The following is a 21,659-nucleotide window of genomic DNA, read 5'->3' as shown; positions in this document are numbered from 1 at the left end:
GGATGGATCGATCGCACAAGAAGATAGCTCAGGCTATCCTTGGTTTGGTTAGCCTACCAATCATTGCAGTCGGCTGGGGAAGCTGCGCTGCGCCCTCCCCGCCCGGCTCCGGCCCGCTCTAGCTGCGCTCCTCCGCCCGCGCGAACAGGTCGCCCTTGCGGATCTTGCCGGTGGCGGTCATGGGCAGCGCAGCCACGAGTTCGACGCTCGGCACCTTGTAACCGGCCATGTTCTCCCGCGCCCACGCCTCGAGCCCCTCGGCCGTGACGGCCGCGCCGGAGACCGGCTGGACGAACGCGAACGCGACCTGTCCCCTGTCCGGGTCGGACTTGGGGACCACCGCGACCGTCGCGACGTCCGGATGCATGCGCAGCAGCGCCTCGACCTCGGCGGGGAAGACGCTCATGCCGTTGGTCTTGATCATCTCCTTGTTGCGGGCGAGGTAGTGCAGCGCGCCCCGCTCGTCGAACCGGCCGACGTCACCGGTGCGCAGCCAGGCGCCCTGGAACGAGTCCGCGGTGGCCTCGGCGTTGCGGTAGTACCCGGTCGTCACCGAGGGGCTCCGCACGATGATCTGCCCGGTCGCGCCGACCGGCACCGGAGCGCCCGTCTCGTCGACGATCAGGATGTCGGTGCCCGGCACCGGCAGGCCGCAGAACACGGGCTCGCTCTCGAGGTCGAAGTCGCCGTCCTGGAAGCCGAGGGTGAAGGTGTCGGCGGTGTTCGTCTCGGTCATGCCGTAGCTCGCCTCCCGCAGGGTGTGGCCGGTCGCGTCGCGCCACCGCCGGCGGATCGCCGGATCCAGCTTCAGCACGAACGACACCGCCATGGCGTTGTCGAGGCTGGCGGCGCGGCTGCCGGCGAAGCCGGGCGCGTCCATCAGCTCCACGTAGTTGTCGACGGTGCCGACCGTGCTGGTGACGCCGTGCCGCTCGACGAGGGCCGGCGCGGCGTCCGCGTCCCACCGGGTCATCAGCACGACGGTGCCGCCGTTGACGAGGGGATTGAGGATGCCGAAGACCTCGCCGGCGATCCAGAACATGGGCAGGTAGTTGAGCACCACCGTCGTCTCCCCCACCCGGCGGCCGCCGCCGACGGTGGCCGCGGCGGCGGTGTAGACCATGTGCCACTGGGTGTGCTCACAGCCCTTCGGCATGCCGGTGGTGCCACCGGTGTAGTTCAGCGCGGCGAGCGCGTCCGGATCGGTCGCGACGGCGGGTGCGCGGGGGCTGTCGACGATGCCCGCCCAGTCGCCGACGGCGGGATCGGCGACCGGGAAGGGCGGTGGCACCTCCCCCGGCGCCACACCGGCGAGCATGTCGCCGAGGGCGGTGACGGCGACGTGCCGCACAGGGGTGCGCGGCCGGACCGCTTCCACGAGCGGGAGCAGTTCGGGCTGCGTGAGCAGGATCGTGACGCCGGCGTCGGCGAGCTCGTGGGCGAGTTCGTGCTCGCGCAGCATCGGGTTCACGGGCACATGGACGGCGCCGATCTTGAGGATCCCGAGCATCGCGACGTGGAACTGCGGGCAGTTGCCGAGGTGGACACCGACGCGGTCGCCGGCCCGGGCGCCGCGGGCGAGCAGCCAGCCGGCGAAGCGGTCGGAGAGGTCGTCGTACTCGGCATAGCCGACGGTGCGACCGTAGAACTCGATCGCGGGTGCGTGGGGACGCACGCTCGCCCAGTGCCGCAGGTAGTCCACGAGCCCGCGACCCTCGATCGGGTACTCCACCGTGCGCGGCACCTCCGGCGGCCAATGGGCCTCCTGCACCCGCCGGATCTCGGCGAGCGCGGCCTCGAGCGCATCGGAATCGGTGGGGACCGTGTCGAGCTGGCGTGTCATGTCGACCTTCCGTTTCTCGGGGCATCCGGCGACGGCCGGGGTGATCCCGGTCACCCGCCATGTATAGTTGAATCCGGTGTCGGATTCAACTGCCCGGGATTCTCTCGAAGAGTCCGAATCACCGCACCGCAGTAGACGTTCCGCTGCCGAAAGGAATACGCATGGCGTCCGTGAACAAGCAGGTCCGATTGGCGCGACGACCGGTCGGCCGCCCCGACGAGTCCACCTGGGACACCACCACCGCACCCGTTCCGCGGCCCGCCGACGGCGAGTTCACCGTCCGCGTCGAGTATGTCTCCCTCGACCCCGCCATGCGGGGGTGGCTGAACGACGTCCGTTCGTACATCCCGCCGGTCGCGATCGGCGAGATCATGCGCGCCCATGCCGTCGGCCGGGTACACGAATCCCGGCACGACGACTACAAGGAGGGGCAACTCGTCTCGGGACACTTCGGGGTGTGCGACTACGCGGTCTCCGACGGTAGCGGCGTCGTCCCGGTCGACGAATCCCTCGCAGCCCCGCCGGTGTGGCTGGGTGCCCTCGGATTCCCCGGCATGACAGCATATTTCGGGCTCGTCGACGTCGGGCGGATGAAGCCGGGCGACACCGTGCTCGTCTCGGGCGCCGCCGGGGCCGTCGGCAGCATCGCCGGGCAGATCGCCAAACTGAGCGGATGTCGCGTCATCGGCATCGCCGGCGGGCCCGACAAGTGCGCGTGGCTCACCGACGAACTGGGCTTCGACGCCGCCATCGACTACAAGGCCGGTTCCGTGGGCCGAGCGCTGCACGCCGCCGCGCCGGACGGGATCGACATCTACTTCGACAACGTCGGCGGTGAGACGCTCGACTCGGCGCTCGCCGTGCTGCGCAAGAATGCGCGAGTCGTGTTGTGCGGTGCCATCTCCGGCTACAACGCGACCGACCCGCAGCCGGGGCCGTCACGCTACCTGTCCCTGCTGGTGAACCGGGCCTCCATGGCCGGGTTCATCGTCTTCGACTACCTCGACCGCTTCCCCGAGGGCATGGCCGCGGTGTCGCAGTGGATCCGCCGCGGCGAACTGGTCACCCGCGAGCAGGTCGAGAGCGGCGGCGCCGAGGCCTTCGGGCGCACGCTCAACATGCTGTTCGACGGCGCGAACACCGGCAAGCTCGTGCTGAAGATGACCGCCGACGCCTGAGGGCTCGCGCGGGGTGGCCGGGCGTCGGACCCGCCACCCCGCGACCGGCCGCCAGCGATCAGTTTCTCGAACCGGTAGACCGTGTAGGAGGTGCGGATGACCGGCTGCATCCCGGTCCAGACCGTCATCGTCGACGGCGGGCACTCGCGCGACGAGGAGCGCGGCTGGGCAACACGTCAGGAGAGCACTTCGGCCAACCGCAGGATGTTGCGCGCCCGCTCGGCCACGGGAAGGTCGACGAATTCGCCTCCTGGTAGGCGCAGAGCGGCGCCGTTCGCGTGGTCGAATGCCGCGACGACCTCTCGTGCCCACCGCAACTCTTCTTCGCGGGGACTGAATTCGGCGTGGATGGCCGGCAGTTGGCGAGGGTGGATCGCGGATTTGCCGAAGAATCCGAGCGAACGGCTCGCCCGAGCCTGGCGGCGCAGTCCGTCGGTGTCGTCGAGGTGCGGATACACGCTGTCGATGGGAGGTTCGATTCCCGCCGCGCGGGAGGCAATGACCAGGTGGGATCGCACGTAGTGCAGGGCGGTGTCGCCATTGTCGGTTCCGAGGTCCTTCTGCAGGTCGATTCCGCCGAGGGCGAGATGCTCGACAGTCGGCTCGGCGGCGATCGCGATCGCGTTCGCCACACCTTTGGCGCTTTCGATCGCACAGATCAGTGGCGTGCCGGGCGCCTTGTCGGCCACCCAGCGAACGTCCTCGACCGACTCCACCTTGGGGATGCGGATGCCGCGGGCCACGGCTGCGACGGCCGCCAGGTCAGCCTTCGCCAGTCCAGTTCCGGCGGCATTGATTCGCACCCAGGCGGGGTGGGCGGCGAGAACGGTGGCGACGTTCGTGCGTGCGGCCGATTTGCAGTCCAGTGGCACCGCGTCCTCGAGGTCGAGGATGACCGCGTCTGCGCCGGCGCCGAAGACTTTGGCGAGCAGCTTTTCGTTGTGTCCGGGTGCGAACAGATAACTTCGCTCCATTACAACCTATCCTTTGCTTTCAGTGCGTCGAGGAGGGCGGCCGAGTGTCCTCGTGGTCCCAGGGTCGTGGGGTGGTGGTGGCGTCGACGACTCGTGGCCGAGCGGGCGACCGGCGCCGGCGCGGGCCTGCCGTGCTGGTGGCCGGGAATGCGTGGTTATCTCACCGAGTAGATTGCGGCGAGGTCGGTGATGCGTCGGGCGCGGGCCAGCCGCGGCAGATCACTGCCGGCGCTGACGTGTTCTCCGTGCTCGCCGAGTGTGTCGATGACCTCTCGCGCCCACAGGATGTCCGCGTCGGTCGGTGAGAGAACCCGATTGACGACCGTGGCGTGTTCGCTGTGCATGCACAGACGTCCGGTCAGTCCCATCTCCGCCGCGTGCTCGGTGTCCTCGACGAGCGTGGTTCCCTCGAGCCCGATCGTCGGTCCGTCGATCGGGCTGGGCAGGGCGGCGGCGCGGCTGGCGATCACCAGTTGGCTTCGCGCATAAACCATCGCCAGGAAGGTGGCATGGGCCCCGGTGTCGCGGCGGAAATCTCCACTGCCGAACGCGAGCCGGAAGGTCGCGGGGGCACGAGCGATGTCCTGCACCGCGGCCATGCCCAGGGCGGTTTCCACCAGCGCGATGATCCGGGTGCCCGGCGGCAGATGTTCGGCCGTGGCCTCGATCTGATGCGGGGTTTCGGTCTTGGCCAGCATCACCCCGTCGACGCCCTCCAGGCCGGACAGGAACGCGACATCGTCGGCCCAGAAGGGGGTGGTGGTGTCGTTGATCCGGACCCAGGCATGAGCGCCGTCGCTCAACCAGGTCGCCAGTGCCTCTCGTGCCCGCGATTTCTGGGCTGGCACGACGGCATCTTCGAGGTCGACTATCACCGCATCGGCGGCGGACAACGCGGCCGGGGTGAACGACTCCGGCCGGTTGGCCGGCACAAGAAGCCATGATCGGGCATACGCGGCGTCGATCGGTTCGGAACGGATGATCGGGGTGTGCACGGCGTGGGACTCCTCAGCAGAATGGGACGGGGTTCGGGGCGGATTCATCGATTCGCGAGGGTGTCGGATTCTCGGGCACGGTCGGTCGGCAGCAGGTGGTGACCGCACGGTCGAGTGCCGGCTCGGATGGTGCCGGTGTCAACAAGTTCTGCAACGGCGTCGAGGTCGGCTGCAGCGTCCGGGTGCGGGCGGCTGCCTTGTGCTCCGGAGGCACCGCGTCTTCCCGGTCGAGGATCACCGCGTCCGCACCCGAGACCTTGCCGAGAAGCCTGTCGTTGTGTCCGGAGGCGAACCGATCGCTTCCATCCACTACAGCACCCCCTTTCCTCGCAGTTCGGCGATGCGGTCGGGGTCCAGGGCGAGCCATTCCCGGTAGACGCGGTCGTTGTCCTGGCCGAGGCGGCGGCCGGGGAACCGGATGGCGCCGGGTGTGCGCAGCATGCGGAGCACGAGGTTCTGCATCTTCAGTGGGCCGAGGTCCTCGTCGTCGACGGTGGTGATGGACTCGCGGGCGACGACATGCGGGTCGTTCATCAGTTGCTCGACGTCGTAGATGGGTGCGAGGGCGGCACCGGCCCGTTCGAACTCGGCCGTGACCTCGTGGAGAGGGCGGGCGGCGACCCATTTCGCCACGGCGTCGTCGAGGAGGTCGCCGTTCCTGCTCCGGTCCCCCGCCGAGCGGAACCACGGTTCGTCCACGATGTCCGGTCGACCGACCAGGCGCATGACTCGCTCGGCGACGGAGGTGGCGCTGGCGGAGACGGCGACCCACCGGCCGTCACTGGTGCGGTAGGTGTTGCGGGGAGCGTTGTTCGGGGAACGATTACCCTGACGGCCGGCGACCGTGCCGAGTTGGTCGAAGGCGCTCGGGCCGGGTCCGAGGATCCCGACGAGCGGCTCGAGCAGGGAGAGGTCGATGACCTGGCCTCGGCCGTGTCCCTCGGGGCTGTCGCGGTGATACAGCGCGGTCACCACCCCGAACGCGCCGGTGATACCCGCGACGCCGTCCGCGAGACCGAACGGGGGCAGCGTCGGGGGGCCGTCTTCCGCACCGGTCTGGTGCGCGAAGCCGCTCATCGCCTCCGCCAAGGTGCCGAATGCCCGCCGCTCCGCATAGGGTCCGGACTGCCCGAATCCGGTGACCCGCAACGTGATCAGTCCCCGGTTCAGGCACTGCAACCGGTCCGGGCCGAGCCCCCACTTCTCGAGCACACCGGGACGGAAGTTCTCCACCAGCACGTCGGCGTCGACCAGGAGATCACGCAGAATCTGTTGGCCCTCAGGGGTACTCAAATTGAGAGTGATGCACTTCTTGTTCCGCGCGATGACCTTCCACCACAATCCGTGCCCGTCCTTGTTCACCCCGTGCGTCCGGGCGGGGTCGCCCATAGGGTGTTCGACCTTGATCACCTCGGCGCCGAAGTCGCCGAGGAGCATGGCGGTGATCGGGGCGGCGTACACGGTGCTGATGTCGACGACGCGGATCCCGTGCAACGGGCCCCGGACGTGCTGCGCCGTGTCGGCGGTGTCGGTGGAACCCGTGGTGGGGTGGGAGGTTGTCGCATCCTCGTCTACGTGCTGAGTCATCGGTACTCCTCGGCGGGGTTCGGGGCGGGAGGGTGCGGTGCGCTCAGAAGGGGATGTGTCCGAGCGCGACGCCGACTACCAGCATCGACAGCGACACCGCCGCGGCTCGCCACAGCACCTTCTTGTGGTGGTCGGCGAGGGAGACGCCGGCGAGGGTGACCAGCAGCAGGATGGCCGGCACCAGCGGGCTCTGCATGTGGAACGTCTGCCCGGTGATGGAGGCACGGGCCATCTCCACCGGCGCGATTCCGTAGGTGGACGCGGTCTCGGACAGCACCGGCAGGATGCCGAAGTAGAAGGCGTCGTTGCTCATGAAGAAGGTGAACGGCAGGCTCAGGATGCCGACGATCACGGCCAGGTGCGGTCCCAGCGAGGGCGGGATGATCTCGAGCAGCCACTGGGCCATCGCCTCGACCATGCCGGTGCCCTGGAACACGCCCGTGAGGACGGCCGCCGCGAACACCATCGCCACCACCGACACGATGCTCGACGAGTGCCGGGTGATGGCCTCCTGCTGGTCCTTGACGCGGGGGAAGTTCACGGCCAGGGCAATCGCGGCCGCGACCATGAACAACACCGGGATCGGCAGCACATCCATCACCAGCACCACCAGCAGGCCGGCGGTGAGGGCACCGTTGAACCACAACAGCTTCGGGCGCAAAGTGGGACGTTGCGGATCGAGACCGTCGACAAGGCCCTCGCCGCGGTCACCGGCACCACCGGATACGCCGGGCCCGTCCCCGCTACCGCCGCCGGTGACGCGGCCCCGACCGCCGACCCCGACCCCGACGCCGGCGCCCGCGAGCAGGGGCTCGGAGGTGAGGACCAGCTTGCCGATCCGACGGCGTTCGGTCAGCCCGAGGTGCGCGGCGAACAGCAGCACCACGACGAGACCGACGATCATCGACGGCACCATCGGCACGAACACGTCGGACGGTGAGATGTTGAGCGCAGACGCGGCCCGCACCGTGGGCCCGCCCCAGGGGATGATGTTCAGCGCGCCGTTCGCGAGACCGGCGACCACGGTGAGGACCACCGGGCTGACCTTCAGTTTCAGATAGAGCGGCAGCAGCGCGGAGGTGACGATGATGAACGTCGTCGACCCGTCCCCGTCGAGGGACACCACCATTGCGAGGACCGCGGTGCCCAGGACCAGACGCATCGGGTCGTCCCGGACGAGCCGCAGGATCAGCCTCACCAGCGGATCGAACAACCCGACGTCGATCATGATCCCGAAGAAGATGATCGCGAAGAACAACAGGGCGGCCGTCGGTGCGAGCGCCTGGAGTCCGTCGGTGATCATGTCGCCGATCCCCAGGCCGGCACCCGCCGCGACGCCGAAGGCGACCGGGACGGAGATCAGTCCGACGACGGGGGTGGCCCGTTTGGTCATGATCAGGAACATGAACACCCCGACCATCAGAAAGCCGAGTACTACCAGCATTGCCACTCCTCGTCCGGACTTCTTGGGATCACGTTGTGGTCGCGATGACTTGAAGTGTCGACCGTGCCGTCGCTCACAGTCACGCTTGCGTTCGTAGAGGACGATGTGTTCGTTGAGGAGGTTCTGGTCATTGTGGTGGCAGCAGTCTTCACCGCTCACCGCGTCGGCGGCGGGCCGAAGCACCGCCGGGTTCACCAACCCGTTCCAGGCGGGAACAGTGGTTCTTCCGCTCTGTCCGGGCAATAAGCATGAAGTCCGACGTGCGGCGGCCCGCTGGGTACGGGTCGGTGGAGGCGTATCCGACGGGCCGAGTTCTCTCGATTTCGGAAGCCGCAGACGCTGCATTCGACGGGGTTGACGAGCCGGTTGCACCCCTCGGTGCGAGCTGGGGCCCTCCCCTTGCGGGGATGGCGATGCCGGTGACGAACGACGGTCCCGCAGCTCCCCGGGCGGTCCGGTGAGTCATCTACGAACTACACGAAGTTCCGAAGGGCTCGCGCGGGCGGCCGCGCGCCGGCCGGGCCACCCCGCAACCGGCCGAGCTCGATCAGTTCTCGAACCGGTAGACCGCGTAGGCGGTGCGGATGACCGGCTGCGCGACGTTGCGGACCCGCACGCCGCCCGGGGTGGTGCCGCGCTCGCACCCGGCGTGCGCGTGCCCGTGCACGGCCAGGTCGAGGTGGAACTCGTCGACCGGTTCGCCGAGCAGATACGACCCGAGGAACGGGTAGATCTCGGCGGGTTCGCCGCGCAGGGTGTCGCTGATCGGCGAGTAGTGCAGCAGCCCGACGCGGACGTCGGCACCGTCGAGCTCCGCGACGGCGCTGCGGAACCTGTCGGCCAGTTCCACGGTGTGCCCGGCGAACTGCTTCATCTCCGGCTCACCGAACGCGCTCGCGCACTTGCCCGCGAAACCCCCGCCGAATCCCTTGGTCCCCGCCACGCCGAGCCGCGCCCCGTCCACCTCGAGGACGACCGACTCACCCTCGAGCATGACGATGCCCCGGTCGCGGAGCAGTTCGGTGATCTCGTCCGCGGCGTCGCTGTGGTAGTCGTGATTGCCGAGCACGCCGACGACGGGCACCGGCAGGTCGCCGAACTCGTCGGCGACGACGCGCGCCTCGTCGACGGTGCCGTGCCGGGTGAGATCACCGGCGAGCAGCAGCACGTCGGCATGCTCGTGCAGGTGTTCGAGGGCGGGCCGCAGATGGCCGCGGGCGTCCTCGGCCAGGTGTACGTCGCCGACGGCGGCAATCCTCATCGCAGTTCCTCCACCGAGGTTCCGGGGTCGCGCGAGTCGACCACGTGCACGTCGTTGTGGACGGTGACGTCCGGTAGCTGTTCCTGCACCACCACGGTCAGCGCGTCGCGGCGCGCGGCGCTGGCGACCTCGCCGGTCAGGTACACGTCTGCGCCGCGGATCGTGACGCGCACGCCCTGTTCGGCGGTGCGGGGATCCTCGGCCAGGGCGCGGTGCAGGTGCGCCACCACATACTGCGGGTGATCCTGCTCCGGGTGTTCGTGACTCATCGCGGGACCTCCGAGCCGGGTTCGATGATGCCCAGGTCCGCGAGCAGGCCGAGGAAGGCGCGGGCGTACGGCGACGCCGCCGTGGCGGTGGCCACCTGGCCCCAGTCCACCTGCTCGCGCAGGGCGCGGGCGATGCGCAGCAGCGGCGCGAAGTCGCAGCGGTGCGCGTCGAGCACGTTGAGCTTGTCGCTCATCAGGTCGGTGCCGCTGATCACCGGCGCCGCGGTCGGGCCGATGCGCATCCACTGGGCGCGGGCGAGCATCGAATCGTCGACGTCCCGGTCGTTGGGGCGGAAGATCAGGTCCACGAGATGCTCCCCCTCGTAGACCTTGCTCAGCCAGTTCTCGGGCGGATCGACGGGACGCATGCCGGCGGCGACGAGCGCCTCCCGCGCGGCGTCCACGTCCCGGGGGCGGACGAACAGGTCCACGTCGTGGTCGGACGCGGGCCCGCCGCGCGCGTACACCGCGCAGCCACCGCCGACCGCGAACCGCACCCCGGCTTCGTTGAGGGTGTTCGCCGCCTTGGTCAGCACCTGCAGCAGCTGGGTCTCCTTGACCGACTCGTCCGGCGAACCCGCGACGTCGACCGTCGCGGCGTCGGGGCTGTGGGGCTGTGCGTTGGTCATGGGTGGCGGGTACCCGCGCGCCGACGGCTCACACCTGACCGGGCACTCGTCCCGTCACGAAGCCGAACCGCTCGGCGAGCTCGAGGCGGGTGGTGTCGGCGTCGGTGTGCAGCACGCCGGCGATGCCGATCCGCGCCGCCCCGTCGAGGTTCTGCTGCAGGTCGTCGACCATCACGGCCTGCTCGGGAGCCACCCCCAGCCGCTCGCACGCGAGGGCGTAGATGCGGCGCGACGGCTTGCGGATGCCGATCTCGGCGGAGATCACCACCTCGTCCGCGAGCGCGGCCAGGTCGAAGCCGGCATAGCAGTCCCGGCCGAAGGCGTTGGACACCAACGCGACCGGCACCCCGGCCGCCCGGAGGTCGTCGACGAGGGCCACCGTCCGGTCGTCGCGCCGCATCCCGGCCTGCATCCGGGCGGCGAGTCCCTCCGCGGTCACGGCCGCCCCGTGGGCGCGCAACCGCTCGGCGAAGCCCTGCTCGAACTCCTCCGCGTCGATGCGCCCCGACTCGTGCTCGGCGAGCAGCCCGCGCGAGATCGGGTCGCCGCCGAGCAGCCGCAGCGGCAGTCCCGGATCGCCGAGCGCCGCGCCGAACTCCTCGAACGCGGCGAACACGCTCGTGGTGATCACTCCGCCGAAGTCGACCAGGACGGCGGTGCGGTCGGAGGTGGGTGCAGCGCGGTTCATTCCGCCCGCCCTTCCGCGCGTCCGGCGCCGACCGCCGCGGCGCGCTCGGTGTGGAACCGCACCATGCCCTCCTGCGCGACGGCGGCGACCAGTCGTCCGGCCGTGTCGAAGATCTGTCCCTGGATCAGGGCGCGCCCCGATTCGGACGACGGCGACACCTGATCGAACAGCAGCCATTCGTCCACCCGGAACGGCCGCAGGAACCACACGGCGTGATCGAGGGACGCCCCCTGGATCGGCCTGTCGGGATGCGGTAGGACGGCGATGTCGAGCAGCGCCATGTCGCTGCAGTACGTCAGGGCGCAGGCGTGCAGGACCGGGTCGTCGGGCAGGGGGGTGCGGTGCCGTATCCACAGCCGCCGGCGCGACGGCACGTCGGGGGTGGCCTCGTCTGCAGGGAGCCAGCGGCGCTCCCAGTCGTCCCATTCCGGGAAGTCGTACCACGCGGCCCACGGCCGCCCGCTCTCCGCGATCTCTTCCGGTCCGGCCGTCGCCGGCATGGCCGCCTGATGGGTGTACCCGTCGTCGCCGCGGTGGAACGAGGCGGTCAGGGTGAACACCGTCTCGCCGTCCTGGACCGCGGTGACGTACCGGGTGCGGAAGCTGCCGCCGTCCCGCACGGCGTCCACCCGATAGTCGGTGGGGTCGAGCGGCCGGCCGGGGCGCAGGAAGTGCCCGTGCACCGAGTGCACGCCGAACGCGGGCGGCACGGTGCGTGCCGCCGCGGCGAGCGCCTGCCCGGCGACCTGGCCGCCGAAGGTCCGCTCCATCTCGGTCGGCACCGGGTCGGCGCGGAACGTCGCCGGGGCGATTTCGCGCAGGCCCAGAACCTCGTCGATGCTCGGCACGTGTTTCCCTCCTCGGGTCAGGACGACGCGACCCTGCGCATCTCGCGGCGCAGGATCTTCCCGCTGGTGGTCTTGGGCAGCTCGTCCAGGATCTCGACCGACCGCGGGGCCTTGTAGGTGGCCAGCCGGTCGCGGCACCACGCCACCAGCTCGTCCGGGTCGACGTCCTGGTCCGGGCGCAGGCTCACGAATGCAGCGACCGACTCGCCGCGGTAGGAGTCGGGCACGCCGACGACCGCGGCCTCGCGGACCGCCGGATGCCGGTAGAGCACGTCCTCCACCTCGCGGGGCCAGACCTTGAACCCGGAGGCATTGATCATGTCCTTCTTGCGGTCGACCACGTACACCCAACCCTGTGCGTCCATGAAGCCGACGTCACCGGTCAGCAGCCGCCCGCCCGGGATGGATTCGGCGGTGGCCTCGGGCAGGTTCCAGTAGGCGGGGACGACCATGGGACCCTCGACGGCGATCTCCCCGACCTCGCCCGGTCCGAGGTCCTTGCCGTCCTCGTCGACGATGCGCACCATCGCGGTGGGCAGCGGCAGGCCGATCGACAGGGTGCCCGAGTCCGGGTCCACCGGTGCCTCGCGACCGGAGGGCACGACGACACAGGGCGCGCTGGTCTCCGTCAGGCCGTAACCGTTGCGGATGTAGAGGCCGGTCCGCTCGCGGAAGCGCTCGACGATGGCCGGTGGCAGCGGCGCGCCACCGGAGTTGAGGGTCAGGAGCGACTCGAATGCGTCCGACGAGAACGACGGATGCGCCAGCAGCGCCATGTACGCGGTCGACGGGCCGACCATGAACGCGGGCCGCTCCCGCTTCAGGACGTCGAGCACCACCCCGGCGTCGAAGCGGTAGGCCAGCACCAGCGGCCCGGCCAGATCCACCGCGGTGAGCAACTGGACGACCATCCCGGTGATGTGGAACAGCGGCGCGAGAGCGAAGATCGGCGAACCCGCCGGAATCTCGTCGTACAGGCGCAGCAGTACGCAGTTCACGGTGAGGTTCGCGTGGGTGTTGGTGGCACCCTTGGGTAGTCCGCTCGTCCCGGACGTGTAGGAGACGAGCGCGATGTCGTCGGGGACCAGGCCCGGATCGGGGACGGGGCGGCCCGCCCACTCGCGGGCGACCTCGAGCAGGTCGGGGACGCCCGGCGTACGGCGGCGCTCGACGCCCGCGAAGAGCCGCTCGTCGTTCCAGGTCTGCAGGTCCAGTTCGCTCGCGGTCAGCGCGATCGTCACGCCCGCCCCGGCGGCCCGCTCCGCCACCCGGTCCGCCCACGCCTGTTCGCCGCACACGACGGCGACGACGCCGGCGTCGGTCAGGATGTGGTCGAGTTCGTCCTTGTACATCGGGTTCAGCGGCACCACCGCGCCGCCGGCCTTCCACGCGCCGAACAGCGCGAGGACGAACTGCGGCACGTTCTGCAGGTACACGGCCAGCCGGTCGCCCCTGCGGAAGCCGTGTTCGAGCAGGTAGGCCGCCACGCCGTCGGTCAGCTCGTCGACTTCCCGATAGGTCAGCGTCGCACCGAGATACGTGATCGCCGGCCCGTCCGGCGCGGCGGCGACGGCGTCGGCGAACACCTCGAGCGTGGTCCGTCGCCGGACGGGTCCGACCTCGGCCACCCGGGGATCGTACTGGGCCATCCAGGGCCTGTCGTCGTACCAGCTCATCGTGGCGGCACCTGTCCTTTCGTGTGTTGTTGCAGCGCAATCGTTTCGGTCACGAGACCGGCAGGCCGACGAGGTCCGCCAGCCGGGCGCGGTGCCGGGACGGGACGCCGAGCGCGAGCTGATCGGCCTTGGCCCGCTTGAGGTAGAGATGCGCCGGGTACTCCCAGGTCATGCCGAGGCCGCCGTGCAACTGGATGCACTCCTCGGCGGCGTGGACGGCGACGTCGCTGCAGTAGGACTGGGCGACCGCCGCCGCGATCGCGGTGTCGTCGTCGCCGCGTGCGTACGCGTCGGCCGCGTACCGGGCGGCCGACAGCGCCGCGCCCACCTCGAGCCACAGATCGGCGAGCCGGTGCTTGATCGCCTGGTACGAACCGACGGCGCGGCCGAACTGGCGGCGCTCCTTGACGTAGGCGACGGTGGTCTCGAGGCACCACTGGGCCACCCCGAGCTGCTCGGAGGCGAGCAGCACCGCCCCGCACTGCAGCGCCTCGGTCACCGCGGCGGCCGCGTCGCCGCCGTCGACGCGGGTGGAGGCGGCCCCGGCGAACTCGACGTCGGCGATCGGCCGGGTCATGTCCAGCGACAGCACCGGGGTCACCGTGACGCCGGCGGCGTCCGACCGGACGGTGTGCAGTTCGAGGCCGTCCGGCCCCGCGACGGGGACGACGAGCACGTCGGCCTCGTGTGCCCCGGCGACGCTGGTGACCCGTCCGGTCAGGCCGTCGGCCGTGCGACGCACCCCGGTGATCGCGGCGTCCGGCGCCGTCGACAGCGGGACTACGAGGGCGCCGGTCGCGGCGCCCTCCGCGAGGGCCGGCACGGTCCCGGTGTCGCCGGCGCGCAGCAGCGCGACGGTGGCGAGCACCGCGCTCGACAGGTACGGCACCGGCGCGGCGGCCCGGCCGATCTCCTCCATGACGACCGCGGCCTCGCGGGTGCTCGCGCCGGCGCCGCCGAGCGACTCGGGCACCAGCAGCCCCGCCAGCCCGAGTTCGGCGGCGACCGTCTTCCACACGCCCGAGAAGTCGGCGGGCGCGGCGTCGTACGCGGTCACCACGACGGACGGTGGGCAGCGATCGGTGAGCACACGACGGACGCTGTCCCGCAGGGCGTCCTCGGTGTCGGAGTACAGCAGGTCGGTCATCGGGCCAGGTCCTTCCACGGAATGTCCTTGTCCACACGGTGTTCCGGCGGCAGTCCGAGCACCCGCTCGGCGACGACGTTGCGCAGGATCTCCGACGTGCCGCCCTCGATCGAGTTGCCCTTGGCGCGCAGGTACCGGTATCCGGGTTCGCGGCCGGTGAAGTCCACCGCCTCCGGCCGGCGCATGGTCCAGTCGTCGTACCGGAGGCCGTCCTCGCCGTGCAACTCCACCTCGAATCCCGACACGGTCTGGGCGAGGCGGGCGAACGCGAGCTTCATGCCGGAGCCCTCCGGACCGGGCTGGCCCGCGGCGAGCTGCTGGCGCAGGCGTTCGCCGGTCAGCCGGGTCACCTCCGCCTCCACCCACAGCCGCATCAGCTGGTCGTGCCGCGCCGGGTCGCGCAGCTCGGGACGCTCGCGCCACGTCGCGGCGACCTTGCCGATCATGCCGCCCTCGCGGGGCGCACCGGAGCCGATCGCGACGCGTTCGTTGTTGAGGGTGGTCGTGGCGACGCGCCAGCCCTGCCCCTCGTCGCCGAGCCGGTTGGCGTCGGGTACCCGCACGTCGGTGAGGAACACCTCGTTGAACTCGGCCTCGCCGGTGATCTGCCGCAGAGGCCGCACGTCGATGCCCGGATCGCTCATGTCCAGCAGGAAGTACGTCAGGCCGGCGTGCTTGGGCACGCTCGGGTCGGTGCGGGCCACCAGGATCGCCATCTGCGCGTTCTGCGCGCCCGATGTCCACACCTTCTGGCCGTTGACGATCCAGTCGTCGCCGTCGTGGACCGCGCGGGTCGCGACGGCGGCCAGGTCGGAGCCGGCGCCGGGCTCGCTGAACAACTGGCAGTAGATGTGCCGTCCGGTGTAGAGGGGACGCAGGAACCGGCGTTTCTGCTCCTCGGTGCCGAACGCCGCGATGGTGGGCGCGGCCATGCCCAGGCCGATGCCGTTGCGGCCGGCGGCGGGCCGGGGCGCTCCGGCGGCGGCCAGTTCGGCCTCGACCTGCGCCTGGTGGCTTTGCGGCAGGCCGAGTCCGCCGTGACCCGGCGGGAAGTGCACCCAGGCGAGACCCGCGTCGAACCGTGCGCCGAGGAAGTCTTCCGGCCCGGTAGTGCTCGGATCATGCTGGTCCAGAAGGTGTTTCACGCGCCCGGAGAGGTCGCGCGAGGTCGTCTGCTCGTCGGGGGACATCGTCGTCTCCTGCGTTTCGAGGGTGGTGGGGGCGTCAGATGCCGGCTTCGTCGGCGATCTCGCGGGCCTTGTGGACGAGAGCATCGATGCGCGCGACCGTGGGAGTGCCGGCCGCGGCCTTGTTCTGCGGTTCGTCGAGGGCGCGGCGCATCACGCCCTCCGCGATCACCGCAACCTTCCACAGCCCCAGCGCGTGCCAGAACTTCAGCGCCGCCGGGTCGCGGCCCGTCTCGTCCAGGTAGACGGCGGCGAGCTCGGCGCGGCTCGGGAAGCCCTCGAGGGTGGAGGCGGGGAAGTCGCCGCCGGTGTCCTCCCCCGGCTCGGGCCAGTACGCGAACAGCGACCCGACGTCGGCGAGGGGGTCGCCGACGGTGGACAGTTCCCAGTCCAGCGCGGCAACGACGTCACCGCCCTCGTACGAGGTGATGACGTTGCGCAGGTGGAAATCACCATGCACCAAGGCGATTTCGTGCTGTGGCGGCACGGCGGCCAGGAGCCGGCGGGTCAGGTCGTCGAGTTCGGGCAGCTCGCGGGTCTTCGACTTCTCCCACTGGCCGGCCCAGCGGTGCAGCTGCCGCTCCGCATACGGCTTGGGGCGGGTGAGGGCGTCGAGCCCCGTGCGTTCGAGGTCCACGGCATGGATCCGGCCGAGGGTCCGCGCGAGCGACAGCCCGATCCGGCGGCGGCGCTCCGGCGTCAGGGATTCGGCGACGGACATCCGGTCCACCACCTGTCCGTCGACGAACTCCATGAGCACCAGCGGCACGTCACTGAATGCCGGATCGTCGGTGAGCCCGAACACCTTCGGCGTCGGCACGTCGGTGCCCTCGAGCGCGGAGAGGATGCGGGCCTCGCGCGCGACGTCGTGCGCGGACGCCAGTAGGTGCCCGAGCGGCGGTCGCCGCAGCACCCACCGGCGGCCGTCGCCGTCCTGCACCAGGTAGGTCAGGTTCGACTGTCCGAGCCCGATGCGGTCGAAGGTCAGCGGCGCGGTGTGCTCGATGCCGAGGTCGCCGAACCAGCGCAGGATCGCGTCCGGGTCGATGCCGACGGTTTCACGCAGGGGCATGGGCACTCCCGGGCAGGGCGGCGAACGCGGGGGCGCGCCGCTCGAGGTGACTGGCGACGCCCTCGGCGACGTCGGGACCGCGGAAGGCCTCGCGCATCAAGCGGTCCGCGGCGGCGAGCGCGTCCGGGTAGGACCGGTCGGCGTCGTCGCGCAGCTGCTTCTTGATCGTCGCCATCGACCGCGGCGAGCAGTGCGCGGCGAGGTCGGTCGCGTAGGCGACGGCGGCGTCGACGACGTCGCCGCTGGTGACGAGATGGTCGAGCAGGCCGATCCGGTGGGCCTCGTCCGCGTCGACCGTACGGCTCGACAGGAGCAGGTCCGTGGCGCGGCTGTGGCCCACGACGCGGGGCAGCAGCCAGCTGATGCCGTACTCGGCGATGAGCCCGCGGCGCGCGAACGCGGTGGTGAACCGGGCGGTGGCGTCGCCGAAGCGGACGTCGCAGTAGAGGGCCTCGACCAGGCCGAGTCCCGCGACGGGTCCGCGGATCGCGGCGACGAGCGGTGTGTGGACCCGCAGCGGGAAGTCGCGCGGGCGCGGCCGCATCAGGTCATCGTCCGACGCGTCGGCGACGTGGCGCAGGTCGTCGAGGTCGGCGCCGGAGCAGAATCCGCGGCCGGCACCGGTGACGACGACGGCCCGCACCTGCGGGTCGTCGTCGGCCTCGGCGAGCAGGTCGAAGTAGCGGTCCTCGAGGGCGTTGCTCCAGGCGTTGAGCTTGGCCGGCCGGTTGAGGGTGAGCAGGGCGACGGGTCCGCGCCGCTCGGTCAGGACCAGGTCGTCGGTGGTGGCCACGCCGCGGGTCGCCGCGGCGGGTGCGTCGGTCATCCGGGTGCTCCTTCACAGCAGGGAGTCACGTAACTTGACGTCAGATTCAAGTTGCTGAGCGCTTGCATAGTTTGCGCCCGAGGCGGTGTGATGTCAATCGCTCGGACCATCCGATGTGACCGGGGACAGGCGGCCCGGGCCACGGCCGGCGCGGGTTCGACGGGGCTTGCCCGATCCCCGAGTCCCGGGTCGCCGGCGGGTGGAAGACCCGGTCAGGGCTCGACGGTGCCTGGGGCGCGTGGACGGTGCCCCGAATGTCCCGGCGGTCCGGCACGGCGCGTACCGATCGGTGCGCGAGACGAGTAAGCATGAAGGATCCGCACCGAATTCGCACGAGCAGAGAGGGCGCGATGGCTCAGGTGAATGCCGCGAGCGAGCCGATCGGCCTCGACGCAGCGCGCGTCACCGCGTGGTTCGTCGAGCACCTCCCGGACGTCGCACCACCGTTGCACTTCGAACTGATCACCGGAGGCCGGTCCAACCTCACCTACCGGGTCCGTGACGAGGCGGGGACGCGATGGGTCCTGCGCCGGCCGCCGACCGGGGAGTTGCTCTCCTCCGCCCACGACGTCGTGCGGGAGTGGCGCATCCTCGACCTGCTCGCCGGCAGTCCGGTGCCGGTGCCGCCGGTGCTGGCCTGCTGCACCGACCACTCGGTGACGGGGGCGGACTTCTACGTCATGAAACACGTCGACGGCATCGTCCTCGACGATGCCGAGACGGTCGCCGCGATCCCCCGGCCGAACCGACCGGCCGCCTCCCGCAGCATCGTGGACACCCTCGCGGTGATCCACGCGGTGGACACCACGACCGGACCGCTGGCGCAACTGCGCAGACCGGGCAGCTACCTCGAGCGCCAGTTGCGGCGCTGGAGCCGTCAGCTCACCGCCGGCGGTGTCGGTCCCGGGCCCGTGTGGGACGTCCACGAGCTCCTGACCCGGAAGCTGCCCGCCGAACGGTGGACCGGATTGGTGCACGGCGATTTCCGGCCGGGCAATCTGCTGATCGGGACCGACGGGCAGGTGCGGGCGGTTCTGGACTGGGAGCTGTGGACCATCGGCGACGTCATGGCCGACCTCGGGTGGCTCACCGCCACCTGGGCGTCGGCCGACGTGATCGGCTGGGCGCCCGATCCCGCCGACGGCTTCCTCGACGTCGACACGGTCGTCTCCCGCTACGCCGACACGACCGGGCGTGACCTCGACGACTTGCGCTATCACCAGGCCTTCGCGCTGTGGAAGCTCGCAGCCATCGCGGAGGGTGTGGCGGCGAGGTTCCGCGCCGGCGCGATGGGCGATCAGGAGGTCGACATCGACGCCCTCGCACACCGTCCGGCGCAGCTGGCCGAGATGGCCCGCGAGGTGCTCACGAGGCGAGGGCCGGGCTGACGCGACGCGCGTGCGGGCGGTGCGGAAGCCCGATCCGGGTCCGTGTCCGGACGATCGGCCTCACCCGGATCGCCGGGGGCGGTGGCGCAGCAACTGGGTGAGGCGATGCGCCTGCCGGAGCAGCAGTTCCCCGAGTTCGGGACGGCGGTCGTCGCGGAAACGGCTCTCCACCCCGGTGATGCTCAGCGCCCAGGCCGGTGCGTCCCGGTGGTCGAAGACGGCGGCCCCCATCCCCCAGCTTCCCTCTACGAGCAGGGCGGGATTGGTGGAGTAGCCGGCCAGGCGCGTCGCGGCGATCCGTTCCTCGACGGCCTGCCGGCTGTGGTCGAGCCCCCACCCGGCGGTCAGATCGGTGCGGGACAGGTACTCGTCGATGTCGCGGTCGGACAGGTGGGACAGGATGACGAGCCCCGCGGAGGCGACACCCAGGGGCAGCCGGATCCCGACGTGGAGGACGTGGGAGCGCAGCGGGAAGCTGCCCTCCTCGCTGGCGAGGCACACGGTCTCGTCCCCGCGCCGGGCGGACAGGAAGGCGCTCTCGCCGGTCTCCCGTGCGAGGTCGCGCAGGATGTCGCGGGCGAGGTCGGTGATGTCGTAGCGGCCGGCCGCCAGCGAACCGAGCAGGTACAGCTCGGGACCCAGCGACCATCGACCGGTCTTCGGGTCGCGGTCGACGAGTCCCTCGTCGGTGAGCGAGGTCAGCAGGCGGTGCGCCGTCGGGCGCGCGAGGTTCGTCGCCCGGGCCAGATCCGAGGTCGACGAGCCGGTGGGCTCGTGCCCGGCGATCGCGCGCAGCAGCGCGCTGACGCGGCCGATCACGTGCGGTCTCTGCGCCTCCTCCATGACACGAGAATACGTCCACTCAGTGAACGCCGTAGAAATCGGCGTTCCGATGGGCGAGCAATCTCGAATACGCCGCTCGCAAGGCCTTGAAATCGGCAAACACAGAGCATGTAGTGGTACTCGACCGATGCGTCATCGTCCATTGAATGAACGCATCCTGCACCGGGGTCCGGAGGGACCGAAGTCTCGAGAAGGGGTCTGTGATGGGAACGAAAGTGTTCGACACGCCCGCGGCCGCCGTCGCGGACGTGTCCGACGGCGCGACGATCGCCGTCGGCGGGTTCGGATTGTGCGGCATCCCCGACGCCTTGATCCGCGCGCTGGTCGAGTCCGCCGTCGGCGATCTCGAGGTGTTCTCCAACAACTGCGGCGTCGACGACCACGGCCTGGGCCTGCTGCTGAACGCGCGGCAGATCCGCCGGGTCACCGCCTCCTACGTCGGGGAGAACAAGGAGTTCGCCCGCCAGTATCTCGCCGGTGAGCTCGAGGTCGAGCTCACCCCGCAGGGCACCCTCGCCGAGCGGCTGCGCGCCGGCGGCGCCGGCATCCCCGCGTTCTTCACCCCGGCGGGTGTCGGCACCCCCGTCGCGGACGGCGGACTGCCGTGGCGGTACCACGTCGACGGCTCGGTGGCCGTGGCCTCCCCGCCGAAGGAGACCCGGGCCTTCGGCGACAAGCGGTACGTGATGGAGGAGGGCATCACCGCCGACTTCGCGCTGGTGCACGCGGTCAAGGGCGACACCGCCGGCAACCTGATCTTCGACAAGACGGCGATGAACTTCAACCCGCTGGCCGCGATGGCCGGGAAGGTCACGATCGCGCAGGTCGAGGAACTCGTCGAGCCCGGTGAGCTCGATCCCGCGCAGGTGCACCTGCCGGGAATCTTCGTGCAGCGCATCGTCGAAACCGGTCCGCAGGACAAGCGGATCGAGAAGCGGACAGTCCAGGCAACGGAAGGGGCGGCACGATGACCGGCACCAAGGGATGGACCCGAGACCAGATGGCGGCCCGCGCGGCCGCGGAGATGATCGACGGCGAGTACGTGAACCTGGGCATCGGGCTGCCGACGCTCATCCCCGGCCACCTTCCGCCGGACGTGCAGGTGACGCTGCACTCGGAGAACGGCATCCTCGGCACCGGCCCGTACCCGACCGAGGAGAACGTCGACCCGGACCTGATCAACGCGGGCAAGGAGACGGTCACCGTCAATCCCGGTGCCGCATTCTTCGATTCGGCGTTGTCGTTCGGCATGATCCGCGGCGGGCACATCGACACCGCCGTGCTCGGCGGCATGCAGGTCTCCCGGACCGGCGACCTGGCCAACTGGATGGTTCCCGGCAAGATGGTCAAGGGCATGGGCGGCGCCATGGACCTGGTGCACGGCGCCAGCCGCGTCATCGTGGTCATGGAACACACCGACCGCGACGGCAATTCGAAGATCGTCGACACGTGCTCCCTGCCCCTCACCGGCCAGGGCGTCGTCGACCGGATCATCACCGACCTCGCGGTGATCGACGTCGTGGGCGACGGGACCCTCGCGCTACGCGAGCTTGCTCCGGGCGTCACCGTCGACGAGGTCCTCGCGGCCACCGCGGCCCCGCTCGAGCTCCGCATCGACGAACTCGTCTGAGATACGTAGTCGAACACCACTGCCCGACAACAAGATCGGAGACCCCATCGTGACCAGTTCTGTCATCGTTGCCGGAGCCCGGACCCCGATGGGGCGTCTGCAGGGCGCCCTGAAGGACTTCTCCGGCTCGGACCTCGGCGGGGTCGCCATCGCCGGTGCCCTCGCCAAGGCCGG

General features: G+C 70.6%; 20 protein-coding genes. 4 read left to right on the top strand and 16 right to left on the bottom strand.

Features of this window, described 5'->3' with window-relative positions:
* Positions 1 to 118: 118 nt before the first annotated feature.
* The gene (locus tag ACWPOB_RS20010) at positions 119 to 1,843 is read right to left on the bottom strand and encodes an AMP-binding protein (RefSeq protein ID WP_455401915.1); all 1,725 of its coding nucleotides are present in this window, start codon (positions 1,841 to 1,843) and stop codon (positions 119 to 121) included.
* A 161-nt stretch (positions 1,844 to 2,004) separates the two neighbouring features.
* Here ACWPOB_RS20010 and ACWPOB_RS20005 point away from each other — a divergent pair, with 161 nt between their 5' ends.
* A complete protein-coding gene (locus tag ACWPOB_RS20005; protein WP_100055642.1) occupies positions 2,005 to 3,021 on the top strand; it encodes an NADP-dependent oxidoreductase in 1,017 nt (338 codons plus the stop codon).
* 176 nt (positions 3,022 to 3,197) lie between these two features.
* On the opposite strand, the gene ACWPOB_RS20000 is transcribed toward ACWPOB_RS20005, so the two are convergent.
* The 14 genes from ACWPOB_RS20000 to ACWPOB_RS19935 all read right to left on the bottom strand — a co-directional run bounded on the left by ACWPOB_RS20000 (position 3,198) and on the right by ACWPOB_RS19935 (position 17,624).
* Complete coding sequence (locus ACWPOB_RS20000; RefSeq protein ID WP_100055643.1) at positions 3,198 to 3,995, bottom strand: HpcH/HpaI aldolase/citrate lyase family protein; 798 nt, start codon at positions 3,993 to 3,995, stop codon at positions 3,198 to 3,200.
* Between the two features lie 155 nt (positions 3,996 to 4,150).
* Positions 4,151 to 4,990: an HpcH/HpaI aldolase/citrate lyase family protein gene (locus ACWPOB_RS19995; protein ID WP_455401867.1), complete on the bottom strand. Its 840-nt coding sequence runs from the start codon at positions 4,988 to 4,990 to the stop codon at positions 4,151 to 4,153.
* Between the two features lie 309 nt (positions 4,991 to 5,299).
* Positions 5,300 to 6,577, bottom strand: coding sequence for a CaiB/BaiF CoA transferase family protein (locus ACWPOB_RS19990; RefSeq protein ID WP_455401866.1), 1,278 nt, complete (start codon positions 6,575 to 6,577; stop codon positions 5,300 to 5,302).
* Between the two features lie 43 nt (positions 6,578 to 6,620).
* Entirely contained in the window at positions 6,621 to 8,021 is a 1,401-nt protein-coding gene (locus ACWPOB_RS19985) for a CitMHS family transporter (RefSeq protein WP_455401865.1), read from the bottom strand.
* A 547-nt stretch (positions 8,022 to 8,568) separates the two neighbouring features.
* Positions 8,569 to 9,282, bottom strand: a complete 714-nt coding sequence (locus ACWPOB_RS19980) for a metallophosphoesterase family protein (protein WP_050034595.1) — start codon at positions 9,280 to 9,282, stop codon at positions 8,569 to 8,571.
* Positions 9,279 to 9,551: a BON domain-containing protein gene (locus tag ACWPOB_RS19975; RefSeq protein ID WP_100055645.1), complete on the bottom strand. Its 273-nt coding sequence runs from the start codon at positions 9,549 to 9,551 to the stop codon at positions 9,279 to 9,281. Before ACWPOB_RS19975 ends, ACWPOB_RS19980 begins: the two co-directional genes overlap by 4 nt.
* Positions 9,548 to 10,180, bottom strand: a complete 633-nt coding sequence (locus ACWPOB_RS19970) for a nucleotidyltransferase (RefSeq protein ID WP_455401864.1) — start codon at positions 10,178 to 10,180, stop codon at positions 9,548 to 9,550. Before ACWPOB_RS19970 ends, ACWPOB_RS19975 begins: the two co-directional genes overlap by 4 nt.
* A 28-nt stretch (positions 10,181 to 10,208) precedes the next feature.
* On the bottom strand, positions 10,209 to 10,868 hold the full coding sequence (locus tag ACWPOB_RS19965) for an HAD family hydrolase (protein WP_455401863.1): 660 nt from the start codon (positions 10,866 to 10,868) through the stop codon (positions 10,209 to 10,211).
* Positions 10,865 to 11,716, bottom strand: coding sequence for an acyl-CoA thioesterase (locus ACWPOB_RS19960; protein ID WP_100055647.1), 852 nt, complete (start codon positions 11,714 to 11,716; stop codon positions 10,865 to 10,867). The genes ACWPOB_RS19965 and ACWPOB_RS19960 overlap by 4 nt, the downstream gene beginning before the upstream one ends.
* 17 nt (positions 11,717 to 11,733) lie before the next feature.
* Entirely contained in the window at positions 11,734 to 13,392 is a 1,659-nt protein-coding gene (locus ACWPOB_RS19955; RefSeq protein WP_455401862.1) for an AMP-binding protein, read from the bottom strand.
* Between the two features lie 49 nt (positions 13,393 to 13,441).
* Positions 13,442 to 14,539, bottom strand: a complete 1,098-nt coding sequence (locus ACWPOB_RS19950) for an acyl-CoA dehydrogenase family protein (RefSeq protein WP_455401861.1) — start codon at positions 14,537 to 14,539, stop codon at positions 13,442 to 13,444.
* Positions 14,536 to 15,729: an acyl-CoA dehydrogenase family protein gene (locus ACWPOB_RS19945; protein WP_100057667.1), complete on the bottom strand. Its 1,194-nt coding sequence runs from the start codon at positions 15,727 to 15,729 to the stop codon at positions 14,536 to 14,538. Before ACWPOB_RS19945 ends, ACWPOB_RS19950 begins: the two co-directional genes overlap by 4 nt.
* Positions 15,730 to 15,763: 34 nt before the next feature.
* Complete coding sequence (locus ACWPOB_RS19940) at positions 15,764 to 16,798, bottom strand: phosphotransferase family protein (RefSeq protein ID WP_455401860.1); 1,035 nt, start codon at positions 16,796 to 16,798, stop codon at positions 15,764 to 15,766.
* Complete coding sequence (locus ACWPOB_RS19935) at positions 16,785 to 17,624, bottom strand: enoyl-CoA hydratase-related protein (protein ID WP_100057668.1); 840 nt, start codon at positions 17,622 to 17,624, stop codon at positions 16,785 to 16,787. Before ACWPOB_RS19935 ends, ACWPOB_RS19940 begins: the two co-directional genes overlap by 14 nt.
* 350 nt (positions 17,625 to 17,974) lie before the next feature.
* Between ACWPOB_RS19935 and ACWPOB_RS19930 the strand changes: the two genes are divergently transcribed.
* Entirely contained in the window at positions 17,975 to 19,012 is a 1,038-nt protein-coding gene (locus ACWPOB_RS19930) for a phosphotransferase family protein (protein WP_100057669.1), read from the top strand.
* Positions 19,013 to 19,072: 60 nt separating this feature from the next.
* On the opposite strand, the gene ACWPOB_RS19925 is transcribed toward ACWPOB_RS19930, so the two are convergent.
* On the bottom strand, positions 19,073 to 19,855 hold the full coding sequence (locus tag ACWPOB_RS19925; RefSeq protein WP_100057670.1) for an IclR family transcriptional regulator: 783 nt from the start codon (positions 19,853 to 19,855) through the stop codon (positions 19,073 to 19,075).
* Positions 19,856 to 20,058: 203 nt separating this feature from the next.
* Here ACWPOB_RS19925 and ACWPOB_RS19920 point away from each other — a divergent pair, with 203 nt between their 5' ends.
* Complete coding sequence (locus ACWPOB_RS19920; RefSeq protein ID WP_100057671.1) at positions 20,059 to 20,826, top strand: CoA transferase subunit A; 768 nt, start codon at positions 20,059 to 20,061, stop codon at positions 20,824 to 20,826.
* Positions 20,823 to 21,485: a CoA transferase subunit B gene (locus tag ACWPOB_RS19915; protein WP_455401859.1), complete on the top strand. Its 663-nt coding sequence runs from the start codon at positions 20,823 to 20,825 to the stop codon at positions 21,483 to 21,485. The genes ACWPOB_RS19920 and ACWPOB_RS19915 overlap by 4 nt, the downstream gene beginning before the upstream one ends.
* The last annotated feature ends 174 nt before the right edge of the window (positions 21,486 to 21,659 follow it).

The sequence above is a fragment of the Rhodococcus sp. 2H158 genome, from assembly GCF_053764755.1.
Note: the sequence above shows the minus strand (reverse complement) of the source record. Positions and strands in the feature narration are given on the sequence as shown.

What these genes read in the sequence shown, in the direction of transcription:
- ACWPOB_RS19950 (WP_455401861.1), bottom strand. Translation starts at nt 14,539, where the DNA reads ATGACCGACCTGCTGTACTCCGACACCGAGGACGCCCTGCGGGACAGC.
- ACWPOB_RS19955 (WP_455401862.1), bottom strand. Translation starts at nt 13,392, where the DNA reads ATGAGCTGGTACGACGACAGGCCCTGGATGGCCCAGTACGATCCCCGG.
- ACWPOB_RS20010 (WP_455401915.1), bottom strand. Translation starts at nt 1,843, where the DNA reads ATGACACGCCAGCTCGACACGGTCCCCACCGATTCCGATGCGCTCGAG.
- ACWPOB_RS19945 (WP_100057667.1), bottom strand. Translation starts at nt 15,729, where the DNA reads ATGTCCCCCGACGAGCAGACGACCTCGCGCGACCTCTCCGGGCGCGTG.
- ACWPOB_RS19980 (WP_050034595.1), bottom strand. Translation starts at nt 9,282, where the DNA reads ATGAGGATTGCCGCCGTCGGCGACGTACACCTGGCCGAGGACGCCCGC.
- ACWPOB_RS19990 (WP_455401866.1), bottom strand. Translation starts at nt 6,577, where the DNA reads ATGACTCAGCACGTAGACGAGGATGCGACAACCTCCCACCCCACCACG.
- ACWPOB_RS19965 (WP_455401863.1), bottom strand. Translation starts at nt 10,868, where the DNA reads ATGAACCGCGCTGCACCCACCTCCGACCGCACCGCCGTCCTGGTCGAC.
- ACWPOB_RS19940 (WP_455401860.1), bottom strand. Translation starts at nt 16,798, where the DNA reads ATGCCCCTGCGTGAAACCGTCGGCATCGACCCGGACGCGATCCTGCGC.
- ACWPOB_RS19930 (WP_100057669.1), top strand. Translation starts at nt 17,975, where the DNA reads ATGGCTCAGGTGAATGCCGCGAGCGAGCCGATCGGCCTCGACGCAGCG.
- ACWPOB_RS19925 (WP_100057670.1), bottom strand. Translation starts at nt 19,855, where the DNA reads ATGGAGGAGGCGCAGAGACCGCACGTGATCGGCCGCGTCAGCGCGCTG.
- ACWPOB_RS19920 (WP_100057671.1), top strand. Translation starts at nt 20,059, where the DNA reads ATGGGAACGAAAGTGTTCGACACGCCCGCGGCCGCCGTCGCGGACGTG.
- ACWPOB_RS19975 (WP_100055645.1), bottom strand. Translation starts at nt 9,551, where the DNA reads ATGAGTCACGAACACCCGGAGCAGGATCACCCGCAGTATGTGGTGGCG.
- ACWPOB_RS20005 (WP_100055642.1), top strand. Translation starts at nt 2,005, where the DNA reads ATGGCGTCCGTGAACAAGCAGGTCCGATTGGCGCGACGACCGGTCGGC.
- ACWPOB_RS19970 (WP_455401864.1), bottom strand. Translation starts at nt 10,180, where the DNA reads ATGACCAACGCACAGCCCCACAGCCCCGACGCCGCGACGGTCGACGTC.
- ACWPOB_RS19935 (WP_100057668.1), bottom strand. Translation starts at nt 17,624, where the DNA reads ATGACCGACGCACCCGCCGCGGCGACCCGCGGCGTGGCCACCACCGAC.
- ACWPOB_RS19915 (WP_455401859.1), top strand. Translation starts at nt 20,823, where the DNA reads ATGACCGGCACCAAGGGATGGACCCGAGACCAGATGGCGGCCCGCGCG.
- ACWPOB_RS20000 (WP_100055643.1), bottom strand. Translation starts at nt 3,995, where the DNA reads ATGGAGCGAAGTTATCTGTTCGCACCCGGACACAACGAAAAGCTGCTC.
- ACWPOB_RS19985 (WP_455401865.1), bottom strand. Translation starts at nt 8,021, where the DNA reads ATGCTGGTAGTACTCGGCTTTCTGATGGTCGGGGTGTTCATGTTCCTG.